The sequence below is a fragment of the Paenibacillus sp. NPDC058174 genome (genome assembly GCF_042883865.1).
Lineage (GTDB): Bacteria > Bacillota > Bacilli > Paenibacillales > Paenibacillaceae > Pristimantibacillus.
Genome location: NZ_JBHVUY010000004.1, coordinates 103,567 through 117,957 on the forward strand (window position 1 = coordinate 103,567; position 14,391 = coordinate 117,957).

General features: G+C 51.1%; 11 protein-coding genes. 10 read left to right on the forward strand and 1 reads right to left on the reverse strand.

The features are described 5' to 3' along the window. The first annotated feature begins 13 nt into the window (after positions 1-13). From ACFVVF_RS19725 to ACFVVF_RS19770, 10 genes are all read left to right on the forward strand, one after another. Positions 14-682, forward strand: coding sequence for a response regulator transcription factor (locus ACFVVF_RS19725; protein WP_387813379.1), 669 nt, complete (start codon positions 14-16; stop codon positions 680-682). Between the two features lie 192 nt (positions 683-874). Continuing rightward, positions 875-2,671, forward strand: coding sequence for a sensor histidine kinase (locus ACFVVF_RS19730; RefSeq protein ID WP_387813382.1), 1,797 nt, complete (start codon positions 875-877; stop codon positions 2,669-2,671). A 6-nt stretch (positions 2,672-2,677) separates the two neighbouring features. Continuing rightward, on the forward strand, positions 2,678-3,829 hold the full coding sequence (locus tag ACFVVF_RS19735) for a response regulator (protein WP_387813385.1): 1,152 nt from the start codon (positions 2,678-2,680) through the stop codon (positions 3,827-3,829). A 710-nt stretch (positions 3,830-4,539) separates the two neighbouring features. Next, on the forward strand, positions 4,540-5,994 hold the full coding sequence (locus ACFVVF_RS19740; protein WP_387813387.1) for a PTS mannitol transporter subunit IIBC: 1,455 nt from the start codon (positions 4,540-4,542) through the stop codon (positions 5,992-5,994). A gap of 76 nt (positions 5,995-6,070) precedes the next feature. Further along, positions 6,071-8,149 (forward strand): BglG family transcription antiterminator, encoded by a 2,079-nt coding sequence (locus ACFVVF_RS19745; RefSeq protein ID WP_387814276.1) that lies wholly within the window; start codon positions 6,071-6,073, stop codon positions 8,147-8,149. Further along, complete coding sequence (locus tag ACFVVF_RS19750; RefSeq protein WP_387813390.1) at positions 8,146-8,580, forward strand: PTS mannitol transporter subunit IIA; 435 nt, start codon at positions 8,146-8,148, stop codon at positions 8,578-8,580. The genes ACFVVF_RS19745 and ACFVVF_RS19750 overlap by 4 nt, the downstream gene beginning before the upstream one ends. Continuing rightward, positions 8,577-9,734: a mannitol-1-phosphate 5-dehydrogenase gene (locus ACFVVF_RS19755; protein ID WP_387813393.1), complete on the forward strand. Its 1,158-nt coding sequence runs from the start codon at positions 8,577-8,579 to the stop codon at positions 9,732-9,734. The genes ACFVVF_RS19750 and ACFVVF_RS19755 overlap by 4 nt, the downstream gene beginning before the upstream one ends. 3 nt (positions 9,735-9,737) lie before the next feature. Continuing rightward, entirely contained in the window at positions 9,738-11,474 is a 1,737-nt protein-coding gene (gene ptsP / locus ACFVVF_RS19760; RefSeq protein WP_387813395.1) for a phosphoenolpyruvate--protein phosphotransferase, read from the forward strand. Next, a complete protein-coding gene (locus ACFVVF_RS19765) occupies positions 11,474-11,734 on the forward strand; it encodes an HPr family phosphocarrier protein (RefSeq protein WP_387813398.1) in 261 nt (86 codons plus the stop codon). Before ptsP ends, ACFVVF_RS19765 begins: the two co-directional genes overlap by 1 nt. Positions 11,735-11,930: 196 nt before the next feature. Beyond that, positions 11,931-13,289: an ABC transporter substrate-binding protein gene (locus tag ACFVVF_RS19770; protein WP_387813400.1), complete on the forward strand. Its 1,359-nt coding sequence runs from the start codon at positions 11,931-11,933 to the stop codon at positions 13,287-13,289. Positions 13,290-13,441: 152 nt separating this feature from the next. On the opposite strand, the gene ACFVVF_RS19775 is transcribed toward ACFVVF_RS19770, so the two are convergent. Further along, positions 13,442-14,242 (reverse strand): hypothetical protein, encoded by an 801-nt coding sequence (locus ACFVVF_RS19775; RefSeq protein ID WP_387813403.1) that lies wholly within the window; start codon positions 14,240-14,242, stop codon positions 13,442-13,444. Between the last annotated feature and the right edge of the window lie 149 nt (positions 14,243-14,391).

Here is a 14,391-nt window from a genome sequence, read left to right on the forward strand (position 1 = left end):
CAGGAGACATAGGATGAAACCGATAACGATTGTAGTTGCCGATGATCAGATGCTTACCCGTGAAGGGCTTCGGACTATATTGGATTTGGAAGAGGATATGGCGGTAGTAGGCACGGCAACGAACGGGCAGGAGGCTTGTGAGCTGGTGGAGCAGCTTCGCCCGGACTTGGTGCTGATGGACATCCGAATGCCGGTCATGAATGGAATTGAAGCATTGAAGCGGATTAGACTGAGCTGTCCGGAGACGGCGGTGCTCATTCTTACGACCTTCCTCGAAGATGAATATATAATCGAAGGAATGGCATCCGGTGCGAAAGGCTACATTTTAAAAGATATGGAGGGTGATAAAATGATTGCCTCCATTCGCGATACTGCTTCCGGACAATTTGTCCTGCCTTCGGTCGTTGCCGCAAAACTGGCAGCCAAATTGAATGAAGTGACGTCTAACTTCGAGCAGTGGCAAAACCTCTCTAAATCGCAATTGCAAGCGGTTCATGTGAAGCTGACAGAGAGAGAGAAGGAGGTCGCCGCGCTTATTATCCGGGGTCTCAGCAACCGCGAGATCGCAGAGGCTCTTCATGTCGCGGAAGGAACGGCAAGGAATTATATAAGCAACCTGTACGGGAAGATGGAGGTTAGCGACAGGGCGCACGCGATCATCCGGCTGCAGGATTTGTTGTAGAGCTGTTAAAGTTCAGGCAACTAACAAAATCTCTACTTTAGATTCATCCTTTGTCGTCGGCTGCAAAGAATAACGAGCTTGACACCCGACTACATCATTCGGGTGTTTTTGCTGTGTGCGATCATAGTCCAGACAAGGATTTTAGACCATTTTGTCGAATGATAGACGAATCGGAAAAAGGGAGGCGCAGTCGTGGATACAAAACAATGGATGGCGATATTGCTATGTTTCGCGACGGCGATTATGTTGTTCGTATCTTTTCTATCCTATCGGAAACGTCATCTTCAGGTGGCGCGGACGATGATCTATACGATGGTAGCGGCATCCTGCTACGCGATTGGCTATGCGTTCGAAATTACGAGCGAGAGCCTGAACGGCGTGAAGCTGTCGCTGCAGCTCGAATACTTGGGCATTCCGTTCGTTTCGGCGTTTTGGCTGCTGCTCGTGATTCAGTTTACCGGGCTGGCCGTTCGTCACCGGAAATGGCTCACAGTGCTGCTCTTTATCGTCCCCGCGTTGACGTTCCTGCTTCATCTCACTAACGATTGGCATCATTGGATTTATGAAGAATACATCTTGAATGAGAATGGCACAGTGCCTCTGTACAACACGGTTAAAGGGCCTTGGTACGCGGTGCATGCCGTCTACAATTATACTATTCTGCTGCTTGGTATTCTGCTGTTTGTTCCGATGTATCTGCGGGCAATGCCGATTGTGCGGAAACAGATCCTCGTTCTCATTCTGGGGGCGGCAGCGCCAATGCTGTTCAATATCGGCTATATGTTCAGCAAGGTGATTGATTTTACGCCGTTTGGTTTTGCGGTATCTGGACTTGTGTATGCTTGGGGCATTTTCCGCATCCGATTGCTTCGGCTAACCCCTCTTGCCTATGCCAAAATGTTCGATACGATTCGTGACGGCGTTATTTTATTGGACTATGAAGGGCAAATCGTCAATCATAACCGTGCCGCAGAAGACGTATTTCCGGAGCTGGGACGGGCCAAAAGCTTCCCCGCATCCGGCAAGGACACGCTCTCGGCTTGTCCGGAGCTGGTTGAACGGATCGCGGATCGCGAGTATCAGGATGAACGCTTTGCTCTCCAGCGTGTACTGGATGACCGGCTTCGGCATTATATTTGCAGCTTGACCTATATTTACGATACCGGTACATTCCCAATCGGCAAAATGCTCATGTTCAACGACATTACGGAGCTGAAAGAAAATGAAGAGCGGCTGCGCGAGAAGTCACAGCGGCTCTCTCAGTTGAATGCTTTTAAAGACAAGCTATTTACTGTAATGGCTCACGATATCCGTGATCCGATTGCGCTGCTCGTCAGTTTGACTGAGCTGCTAGGTGAAGAACCGACAGACACGGACATAGCGAAGGCTGAAGTGTTTCAGGAGATCAGGCGGCAGGTTCGCGGCACACATAACCTCGTAGATAATCTGTTGGAATGGTATCGCAGTCAGAACGGAGAGGTCGCTTTCCGTCCGCAATCCTGGAATTTGCAGCAGGTCGTGAGGCAGGCGTTGTCGCTCGCCGGGGCCAGAGCAGGGATGAAGAAAATCAGCATCACTGAGCGCATCGATGACCGGCTAGCAGTGAATGCGGACAAAGAGATGCTTGATCTTATTTTCCGAAATTTGTTGTCCAATGCAATCAAGTTTACTGAAATCGGAGGACGCATCGAGGTAGACGCTGTTATGAAGGGAGAACTAATAACAGTCTCTGTTAGCGATAACGGAATCGGCATTGATGAGAGAACGGCTGAGCTGCTGCGGCATGATGAGATGTTCTTCAAGGAGCCTGGATTTGCAAGCGGAGAAGAAGGGGGCGAAATGCGGTTCGGACTCGTATTGACCCGGGAGTTTCTTCGTATGCATGGCGGCAGTCTGCGTTTTGAGAGCTCGCCTGGACAAGGCACAACTTTTATTTTTACCCTCCCGGGAGCCATCGGTGACGGAGGAAACGAGAGAAAAGCGAGGTGAAAACCGATGAAAGTGATACTGATCGATGATGAGCCTGTCATGCATTTGATCATGCGGAAAATGCTAGTCAAATATAAGGAGATCCAAGTGGCCGGAACATTTGCAGATACTGCGGCGGCGACTTCATTTTTAAATGACAACACCGATGTTGAACTGGCTTTTGTCGATATATCGATGCCGGGCGGAAGCGGGCTGGAGCTTGCAGGAAAGCTGGACAAGGCAGGCAGCAAGACACAGGTCGTATTCGTAACTTCTCATAAGGATTACGCCTTGGAAGCCTTCGAGCTGTCGGTTCTTGATTATCTCGTCAAGCCGGTCACGCAAGAGAGGCTGGAGCGGACGATTCATCGCGTGCTGGAGAGCCGGAAAACAGTGCAGCAGCTGGAAGCCTCGGGCCATGCATCGGCAAATGCCAGACGGACTAGCATTTCCGCACTGGGCGACTTTTATATTCGCAGTGAAGAGGGACGCGTGAAATGGATTTCGAGTAAAAGCGCCGAGCTGTTCGCCTATCTGCTGTTGAACCGGGGCAGGCGGATTTCACGTTCCCGGCTGTTGGCGGATATTTTTGCTGGCATGACCAGCATTAACGCCGAGAAGTATCTCAACACGGCCGTCTATCAGATGCGGAAGTCACTGGAGCCTGTTGGCCTTCGTGAAGCGGTTCGTTCGGAGAATGACGGATACGTGCTGGAGTTGGACGATGCGGTCGTCGATTATGAGGAGTTTGAACGCCAGGCAGGCGAGCTGGGTAAAATCGGAGCCGAGAATGTCGAAGAGGCGCTGGTCGTCGAACGGCTCTATACCGGCGATTTATTTGGCAGCAAAGCCTATGTATGGGCGATTCATGAGACAGACCGTCTCTCTGAACGGTATGCATCCTTTGTCAAAAATCTGGCGGAGACGCTGTTGACTCTGCCGAATACAACAGCAGCATCGAAGCTTCTGTTGAAGCTTCACGAGCGGAATCCGCTTGACGAGTCCGTCGTCGGGCTGCTGATGAAGAAGTACGGGAAAGACGGAGACAAGAAGGGGCTGACAGCCCAATATACTGATTATGTAAAGCTGCTCAAAAGAGAGCTCGGTATTCGTCCATCACAGGAAATGCTTCTGCTCTACGATTCGCTTGTCAGCGGTATGTCTGACAGCAGCAGATAACTAACCCTCCTCCCCTTATATGCTCCTATGCACCTCCCCGGTGTTAAACAGGGGGACAAAATGCAAAAGTGCATTTTGACGAGCCCCAAAAGGCCCCAAGTACCCTTCAAAATGCAAAAGTACATTTGAAATGCTTGAATTCGGCCCCGGCACAGCTTTTTAGGCCAATCAGCCTGCACTTTTGCATTTTGATGTGTAATATCAGCGATAAAACGTCTGACAACATGTATTTTTACATTTTGATCCTCCACATTCAGTGGCATAGACCATCATAAATTCACCCACTAGTAAGAGTTAGACAGTTGCGAGCTATCCAGACGACGGCCGAGCGAACATATTTGCTTGGATTCCCTTTTCAAACGTTGAATTCTTGGTTAATAGATACTAAGGCTGCGCCTATCACAAATATACACAATTCAAGCGAGTAAAACCGGCTTCACCTGTACATTCTAAAACCAGCATCGTTTGCACAATGTAACGAATGACTGACGGATCAGTCTTTGAAATTACTGGAACCTCCTATCTATCCCGCCAGCCTATAAAAGTATGTGCTGTCTGCCGCCCCGGACGTTAACAAACATTTTGTCAACAAGCATGATGACGCAACATGGTTTTCATTTCGTTGTATTGTAATCGCTTTCAACTTATCATAAAGCAAGAGCGACACGGTCAATCGGTCGCGGTCTATATATAGAGGGAGGTTCACATTAATGAGTCAAGTGAATCGTGAAAATACGGGCTCCCAAGGCGGAGCCAAAGTAGCCATTCAGACTTTTGGACGGTTTCTGAGCGGTATGGTAATGCCGAATATCGGCGCATTTATTGCCTGGGGCTTAATAACGGCGCTGTTCATCCCGACAGGCTGGCTGCCGAATGAAAGCTTCGCATCGCTTGTAGGACCGATGATTACTTATTTGCTGCCGCTGCTTATCGGCTTTACGGGCGGCAACATGGTGCACGGCACGCGCGGCGGGGTCGTTGGTGCTGTAGCAACGATGGGTGTCGTGGTAGGCTCTGACATTCCAATGTTCTTGGGCGCTATGCTGATGGGGCCGCTTGGCGGCTGGTTAATTAAGAAGTTTGACAAGTCGATTGAAGGAAAAATCCGTTCCGGCTTCGAAATGCTTGTGAACAACTTCTCGGCGGGTATTATCGGCGGTGCTCTTGCATTGCTGGCTTTCAAAGGAATTGGACCTGTCATCGAAGCCATTAGCAAAGTGCTGGCGAACGGCGTCGAGTTCCTCGTGAATCATAATCTGATTCCGCTGGCGAACATACTGATTGAGCCGGCCAAAGTTTTGTTCCTGAACAATGCGATCAATCACGGCGTGCTGGGACCGATCGCGATGGATCAGGCGGTAAAAACCGGTCAATCGCTTATTTTCATGCTGGAGTCCAATCCGGGCCCTGGTCTCGGCATTCTGCTCGCGTACTGGCTGTTTGGACGCGGCATGGTGAAGCAATCCGCGCCTGGCGCAGTCATCATTCACTTCCTGGGCGGTATTCATGAAATTTATTTCCCTTACATTCTGATGAAACCGGTCTTGCTGCTTGCAGCGATCGCCGGCGGCGTTGCAGGCACGTTCACGTTCTCGCTTCTTGGAGCGGGTCTGGTCGCAACGCCTTCACCGGGCAGTATTATTGCCTATATCGCGATGACGCCGAAGGGCGGCTTGCTGCCAATGCTGGCAGGCGTTGCTGTCGCTACCGTCGTATCCTTCCTCGTCGCCGCTGCGTTCTTGAAGGGCAGCAAGCAGACGGCTGAAGATGATCTCGATGCAGCGACTTCGAAAGTGCAGCAAATGAAGGCAGAAGCCAAAGGAACAGCAGCTTCCGCAGCTACAGCAGTTGAAGCTCCGCAAGGCGGCGCTGAGAAGGCTGTAGAGGATGTGAAGAAAATCGTATTCTCCTGTGACGCCGGTATGGGTTCCAGTGCGATGGGTGCTTCGATTCTTCGCAAAAAATTGCAAAAAGCAAACGTCGACGTTACCGTGACTAATACGGCAATCAGCGAAATTCCGACGGATGCCGATATTGTTATTACCCATAAAACATTGACGGCAAGGGCAAAACTAAAAGCACCTGAAGCCGAACACATTTCCATTGATGATTTTCTCAAGAGTGCCGAGTATGATCGCTTGGCTGAACGCTTGAGCAAAAATTAACGGAATGATCGTGGAGCGCTGACGTAATTTTCGTCGGCGTTTCCTCCATTTCCCGGGAAGGAGGAGAACGGTCTTGATGGTGTCGAACAGGCAGCGGCGAATTCTCGAAGTGCTGCTTCAGCGGAAGGAAGCTACTGCGAATGAGATTGCGGAAGAAGTGCAAATAAGCGCGCGAACCGTTCATCGCGATATTAGCGAGATGAAGGGGCTGCTGTCGGATTATGGACTCTTTCTGGCCACGAAGTCTGGAAAAGGGATCGCAATCCAAGGCTCTGACGATAATCTGGCTCAGTTCCATAAGGTTCTCGCCCATTTCGAGACGGTCACATACGCCCCAGAAGAACGAAAAACGTTAATTTTATGCCGGCTGCTTGAAGCCTTTGAACCGATTAAGCTGTTCTCGCTCGCCTATGAAATGCGTGCCGCCATTCCGACAATTAGCCGTGATTTGGACGAAATCGATCCGCAATTGAGCAAATATAAGCTTGAGCTTATTCGCAAAAGAGGATATGGGGTAGAAATTAAGGGAGTGGAAAGTGCAAAGCGTGCTTTAATCGAATGGCTCGTTCGCGAATATTTGGACGAATCCGATCTATTCGATCCCGGTCCCATCTCTTCGAATCCTTGGACGGTATCCAGGAGGCTGCTTCATATGGTGGGAAAAGATCATTTTCTCTTCATTGAGCGGATACTATGGGAGCTGGAGGAGAAGTGGCCGCGCCGGTTGACGGAGAGCGCGTATATGCGGCTGCTTCTTAAGCTGTCTATCGCAGTTGCCCGCATGCGAAGCGGCCACTGGTTGTCCAGCCGAAAGCCCGGAAAGCAAGGTCACGGTGGCGCTGCGGATGCCGCGGATCTGCCGCCGCCGCACTTGCAGCCCTTCCTTGATGCTTTCCCATGGGAATGGCCGGCGGCAGAGCTCGAAGCGATGCAGGAGCTATTCGTCCATGCGATGGCGGAAGCCGTTAAGCAGGAGGAAAATCTTCTTCATCAGAATGGGGCAGCGGCGGCAGAAGCTGCTGATCGGCTTATTCATGCCATTGGCGAAAAGCTGAATATGCCCTTCGATCAAGATCATTCTCTGCTGGAAGGCTTGGTTAATCACTTGGCTCCGGCTATGGATCGTCTGAGCCGGGGAGAGGCGATCCGCAATCCGCTGCTCGCACAGATTCGCAAAGATTTCGCCGTACTATTTACGGCAATCCGGGAAGCTATAGATGAGCTGCCAATTGCCAAGCTCGTGCCTGATGAGGAAATTGGCTATCTGGCGATGCATTTTGGCGCATCAATGGAACGGCTGAATCAGCTCAAGCGGGTTAGAGCCATTATCGTCTGCACGAGCGGAATCGGTTCTTCCAAGCTGCTCGCTGCGCGAATTGCGAAGCAATTTCCCCGAATTGAACTAATTGGCAATTATTCCTGGTATGAGGCGTCACGAATTCCGCCAATGCAATATGATCTCATCGTCTCAACCGTCGATTTGCCTATCGATGCTGGACGCTACGTTAAAATTAGTCCCTTGTTGACGGGCGAGGAGACGGAAAAGCTGCGCGCCTTTATGGGCAGCCTGTCTGTAGATGAAGACGCAAAGGGCGAGCAAGGAAAACCCGAGGATGCAGGCGGCTGGGAACGGATGAAGCAGATGAATGCTTACACGTCAGCGATTATTCAAGTGCTGGAGCCGTTTGCCGTTCATCAGCTTCATGCCTCACCGGGGCCGCTTAGCGATGTCGTATCGTCAATGCTTGCTCCACTAGCGTCGGAACTGGAGCCAGAGGGTACTGGGGCAATTGCAAAGCTGCTGCTGGAGCGTGAGCAGGCGAGCAGCCAGGCGATAGCCGGTACACAGCTTGCGTTGTTCCATACCCGAAGTGACTACATTAGCAAACCCATTTTAAAGCTTTATCGTCTGGAAGAGCCGTTGTGGCTTGGCGCAGGCGGGGAGTATGAAGTGCGCCGGATCTTGCTCATGCTGGCACCGCTTCAACTGAGTCGGCCTGTACTCGAAATATTAAGTGAAATCAGCGTATTGCTGCTGCAGCCGGAGTTCGAGGCTTTGCTCGAAGATGCGGAAGCAGATGCCATTAAGCTGTACGTTTCCCAGCAGCTAGAAGCCTATATTCAATCCAAATGGAGAGGGAGAGACCTTACATGAACATTTTAAATAGAGAGAAAGTTAAACTTAACGTAGCAGTAGCCGATAAATTCGAAGCTATCCGGATGGCTGGCCAATTGCTTGTCGATGCGGGACATGTTGAACCAACCTATGTAGAAAAAATGCTGGAGCGCGAAAATCTGTCTTCCACTTATCTGGGAGCGGGACTCGCTATGCCGCATGGTACGAATGATTCCAAGCCTTTCATCAAATCGACGGGCATGTCGATCCTTGTCATTCCGGGCGGCGTTGATTTCGGCGGAGAGACAGCTAATCTGGTCATCGGGCTAGCTGCAGTTGGCGATGAGCATATGGAAGTGCTCTCCAGCGTAGCTGTGCTCGTCTCGGAAGAAGAGGATATGGCGCGCATTCTCCAGGCACAAACCGAAGAGGAGCTGATCGCGATATTCGAAGAGGGGATGGACCTATGATAGCCGTCCACTTTGGAGCAGGGAATATCGGGCTCGGCTTTATCGGCTTGCTGCTGTCGGAGTCGGGGTACGACGTTAAGTTCGTTGATGTGAATGAAGAGCGGGTAGCGCTTATTAACGAACGGGGGGAATATAAGGTAACGCTGGCGAACGAGGCCGGAGAAGATTTCGTTGTAAAAGGCGTCTCCGCGATTAATGGGCGCGATGAGGAGCAGGTAGCGAAGGCCATTGCAGAAGCTGATATCGTGACTACGGCCGTTGGCTTAGGCGCGCTGCCTTATCTGGCAGGCAGCATAGCGAAGGGAATTGAGCTCCGTCTTGAAGCCGGAGCGAAGCCTATTCCTTTCATCGCCTGCGAGAATGCGATTGGCGGCAGCACGGCTCTCAAGGGCCATGTGCTGGGCAAGCTGTCTCCTGAATTAAGAGAGCGTGCGGAGTCCGCTGCGGCCTTCCCGGACGCGGCGGTCGACCGGATTGTTCCGCTGCAGCAGCATGAAGATCCGCTGCAAGTGACGGTGGAGCCGTTCAGCGAATGGGTGATCGACCGCTCGGCGCTTCCGGCGGATTTTCCGGCTATTACGAATGTGAAATATGTGGATGAGCTTGGCCCATATATCGAACGTAAGCTGTTTACGGTCAATACGGGACATTGCAGCGCCGCATACCTTGGTTATTTGCAAGGTTATGAGACGATCCAAGAGGCCATGAAGGATGAAGGAATCGTAGCCATACTTGGTGAAGTGTTAGGGGAAACAGGTCAAGTGCTCGTTCGCGAGCATGGTTTCGATGCAGCGGAGCACAGCAAATATGTCGACATCATTATGGACCGCTTCCGCAACCCTTACTTGACGGATGAAGTCGTGCGCGTTGGCCGTTCTCCGATCCGCAAGCTGTCGCCGAATGACCGGCTCGTTCGTCCGATTCTGCTCGCTCATGAGCTTGGCATTGAGACACCGGGATTGATCAAGGCGATTGCGGCCGCATTATCCTTCGATTTTGCAGAAGATGCAGAGGCGGTTGAAATTCAACGCGCTATTACGGAGAATGGGATCGGACACACAGTTGTTCATTATACAGGAATTGGGGAGGGGCATCCGCTTTATTCAGCCATCATCCGCCAATACGAAACGCTTCAACAAAGGCAGGAGGCATAAGCGATGACACCATTACAACCACAACTCCAAGGCATTGCGGCTTCGCCGGGTATCGCGATCGCAAGAGCCGTTACGATAGAGCTGGAAGAGTATATTCCGCAGAAAGCAACGATTCAGCAGCCCGAGCAGGAAGTAGCACGTTTCCATCAAGCGATAGAAGCTGCTAGAGAGCAGATCGAGGGTATTCGCGAAGCGACAGAACGCAAGCTTGGCGCGGAGAAAGCCGAAATTTTCGAAGGCCACTTGCTGCTGCTTGAAGATCCTGAGCTGATCGACGTCGTCGTTGAAAATATAGAAAATGACGCAGTTAATGCAGAGTTTGCTCTTTATGAAGTATCGCAGTCATTCATAGAGATGCTGAGCCAATTGGATGACGAGATGCTGCGGGAACGGGCAGTCGATATTCGCGATGTGCGGGGGCGTATTATAGACCAGCTGCGCGGCGTAGCCGTAAGCGGTCATACGCAGCATGAAGAGGAATGCATTATTATTGCTCGCGATTTGACGCCCTCTGACACAGCCCAGTTGAATCTGGAAGCGGTGCGCGGCTTTGTAACGGAGATTGGAAGCCGGACTTCCCACTCCGCTATCATGGCACGGTCACTCGATATTCCGGCGATTGTCGGGGCGGGTGCAGCCATCCGAGAAATTCAGTCCGGTGATCTGGTCGTTATGGACGCTGTTGAAGGCAAAGTATGGATTAACCCGGATGCGGAATCGCTGGAGCAGTTCCGTGCGAACAAGGCCCGTTACGATCAGCGAAAAGCAGAGCTGGCCGTATGGGTCGATAAGCCTTCGGTCACGAAGGATGGGCATACGGTTGAGCTTGCTGCCAACATTGGCAAACTGGATGACGTGCAGAAAGCTTTGGATAACGGTGCCGAGGGAATTGGCTTGTTCCGTACCGAGTTTCTGTACATGGGTCGTCAGGAGCTGCCTTCTGAAGAAGAACAGTTCCAAAGCTATAAATATGTGCTGGAGAAAATGGCAGGAAAACCGGTCGTTATCCGCACGCTGGATATCGGCGGGGATAAAGAGCTTCCTTACATGGACCTGCCGAAGGAAAGCAATCCGTTTCTCGGCCAGCGGGCGCTGCGTCTCTGTCTGGAGCGCGATGACTTGTTCCGTACGCAGCTTCGGGCTTTGCTCCGGGCCAGCCAATACGGCAATCTAAAGATCATGTTCCCGATGATTGCCGTTCGCGACGAACTATTCGAAGCGAAACGAATCTTGAACGAAGAGAAGCAGCAGTTGATTGAAGCTGGAATTGCGGTTAGTGAGAGCATCGAGATCGGCATGATGATCGAGATTCCTTCGGCAGCTGTCTCCGCTGATTTGTTTGCGCCTCATGTCGACTTTTTCAGCATCGGTACAAATGACTTAATTCAATATACGATGGCGGCGGACCGGATGAACGAGACGGTCTCGTATCTGTATCAGCCTAGCCATCCATCCATTTTGCGTCTGATCCGTCTTGTTATCGAAGCGGCCCGGCAGGAAGGGAAATGGGTCGGATTATGCGGCGAAATGGCAGGCGATCTGGCTTCCGTTCCTCTGCTGCTTGGACTTGGCCTTCATGAATTCAGCATGAGCGCCGGTTCCCTGCTGCAAACTAGAGAGTTAATCGCAAGTCTGAATTATGCACAGTGGCAGGAGCATGCTAGACATGCACTGACGCTCGGGAGCCAGCAAGAGGTACAGGCTTTCGTTCAGGAATTACTGAAAGGAGAGAATCAATAATGATCACCAAATCTTTTACCGTACTCAATCCGACGGGGCTTCATGTTCGCCCGATCAAAACAATCGTGCAGGCGGCCAGCGAATTTCCGTGTAAAATTACCGTTCTCAGCAACGGAAAGAAAGCGAACGGAAAAAGCTCGCTCAGCATGCTGACGCTGGGCATCAAGATGAACGATGAAGTAACGCTTGAGATTGACGGCGAGCGTGAGGAAGAAGCGATGCAGGCAATTGGCGCGCTGCTCGTCCAAATTCACGAATAAGCATTTTTGAGAACGGCTGCCTTTCGGAGGCGGCCGTTTTTTTGTGAGCTGGCGTACCTGCAAATTACAACAATACTAAAAACAGATTACGCAATAAAACCCATGGTTGCCGTAGTAATGCCCCTTAACTTAATTCCATAAATCGGTTATTATGGACGCTAACTCCATGTTTTGTGGGAGAGGGGATGCATTTCGTATGCGCAGGGGAACGAGCAAGCTGCTCTTATTTGCTTTATGCGGACTTATGCTGCTTTTTTTGGCGGCTGGCTGTACCGGGAAATCCAAGCAAGAGGCTATTACCGGAGCGGTTAAAATCATGTATACGTATCAAGATTCGTTTTTTAGAGAGTATGGCGATTTGTTTGCATCCAAATATCCGGATGTGAGTGTCACGGTTGCGGAGACGAATAATCTATACCATGAGACAGACGACCGGGAACGGAAGCTGAAGGAGTGGATCGATAAGGAGCAGCCTGACATACTCGAACTGACTCAGGATGATTATGAAAGGCTGGCGGGTGAAGGCGTGCTTCTCGATCTCGAGCCGTTAATTCAGAAGGATCAATACCCGATGGAATCTTTTCTGCCCAGTATAATTGAGCTGCTGAAGGTGAAAGGGGGCGGCCGTATTTACGGTTTGCCGCCGAGCTTTATGGCAGCGGGGTTGTTTTACAATCAGGATTTGTTTGATCAGCATGGAGTTGCCTATCCGGCGGATCAGATGGGATGGCAGGAAGTGCTGGCGCTGGCAGAACGGTTTGGAGGCGAAGCCGCCCAATCCCCAGAGTCGAAGGTGTACGGCTTATCTCTAATGCCATGGGAATCGTCGCCTGTCGGCTTGATGTACAAAATCGGCCGCGCTAACCAGTTAAGTGAAGTGAATGCGCAGACGATGCAGGTTCAGATTGACAGCGAAGGCTGGAAACAGGCAGCAGCCCAAGCACTAGCCGCATTTCAGTCAGGCAGTATCAAGCCAATTGATATGAAGGAAATGACAGAGGACGCGTGGAAAAAACAGGCGTTTCTCGAAGGAGAGTCCGCAATGACGCTGGCTCCATTCTCCTTCATTTATGAAGTGGACGAGGCTTTCAAGAAGAAGGGCATGCAGTGGTCGCTGGTGACGGAGCCGGTCGATCCGAAAAATCCGGCCTACGCCAGCTCACTGAACGCGGGTACTATTTATGCTATCAACGCGAAATCGGCCAACGTCCAAGCGGCGTGGAAATTGATCAGCTATATGAGCAGCGACGAAGTGGCGAAGATCAAGTCGCGAAGCTCCTACAGCCTGCTTTCCCGCAAAGGGTATATGACGGAGTTTAACGGACATTCGCTTGATTCATTTTATAAGCTCGACTTCAATATCAATAACAGAATTTCCTACGGCAAAATTCCTACCCGATTTTACAATGACTTCTATGCTGTGATGAGCAGCAAGCTGCAAAAGGTTCAAACCGCGGAGCTCACGCTTGATCAAGCATTTCGGGAGGCGCAGCACGAGGGGCAAAATGCGCTGGATGCAGCTCTTGCCGCTTCGCGCAGCGGGGAAGGAAAGTAGGAGATAAGCGTCTTGTCCTGTCTTGTAGTAGTGGTGCGACTTTGGCTGTCTCAGCGGACAAAATTAGCGACCCCGGCGTTAATCCTGGCTCTGGCAAACAACCCCGACCGTTATAGGCCGGGGTTGTTTCATAATCGTTAATTTCGAGGGCGTTAGAACGTGCTGAACGAGACGCTGGAAGCTGTAATGTACGGAGAGCTGAATGTGACTTTGTAGGTGCCATATGGCTGGCTTGTCGCAATCGGATAGTAGCCGTTAATCGTCTGGCCTGCTCCAACGGAGAAGGATGTGCTGCCAACATACTGATCACCTGAGCTTGTGACACGGTAAAGCGTCAGGTACATCGTAGTGCTGTAAGTCGAGTTCGTGTTTTTGAATGTACCGCCTACTTGGATATTGCCGTAGGCCGTTCCGGTGTAGCTGTCGGAGTAGCCAGGCGTGCTTGCCCATACGGTGGAGCTTGCTGTTTGACCCGTGCTGTTGCGGGCAACAATTTTCACTTCGATGGAAGTGCTTGGGGTTGCCGAGAGTGTATAGCTTGTACCGGACGTGGTCGTTATATATGTGTTGCTTTTATAAATATCATAGCTGACGGCATTGGAGGCGCTCCAAGACAGGCTGATGGAAGAGTGGGTAGTGGTGTAGGAGATGACCGGAGCAGAAGGACAGCCAAGCGTAGTGGCTTGTACGGATGTGCTGCCAAACGAACCGCTTCCGACGATGTCGAACGTATAGGCGGTACAGACGCTCAGACCCGTTACACTGTAGCTCGTGCCGGAAGACGACGCTAGCAAGACGCCATTTTTATAAATTTGAACGCTGCCTTCGCCAGCCTGCTTTGTCCAGTTGAGTACCAGCGAATTAGAAGTGATGGCCGTTGCTTGGGCGTTTGTCGCGGCATGGGCGGCGAAAGCGGGGATAACCAAGAGGAATACCAAAACGAATACTGACATTCTTTTAACGAAACGAGCTTGCATGTGATCCACATCCTTCTTCATTAGTTTTTAAATTGCAATAAGACTTCTGCCAACCTTGCTAGTACGTCCGGACGCCCCCTCCCTAAAAACTGTAAATTTATGGTACGCTAGTAGTCTATCACCGG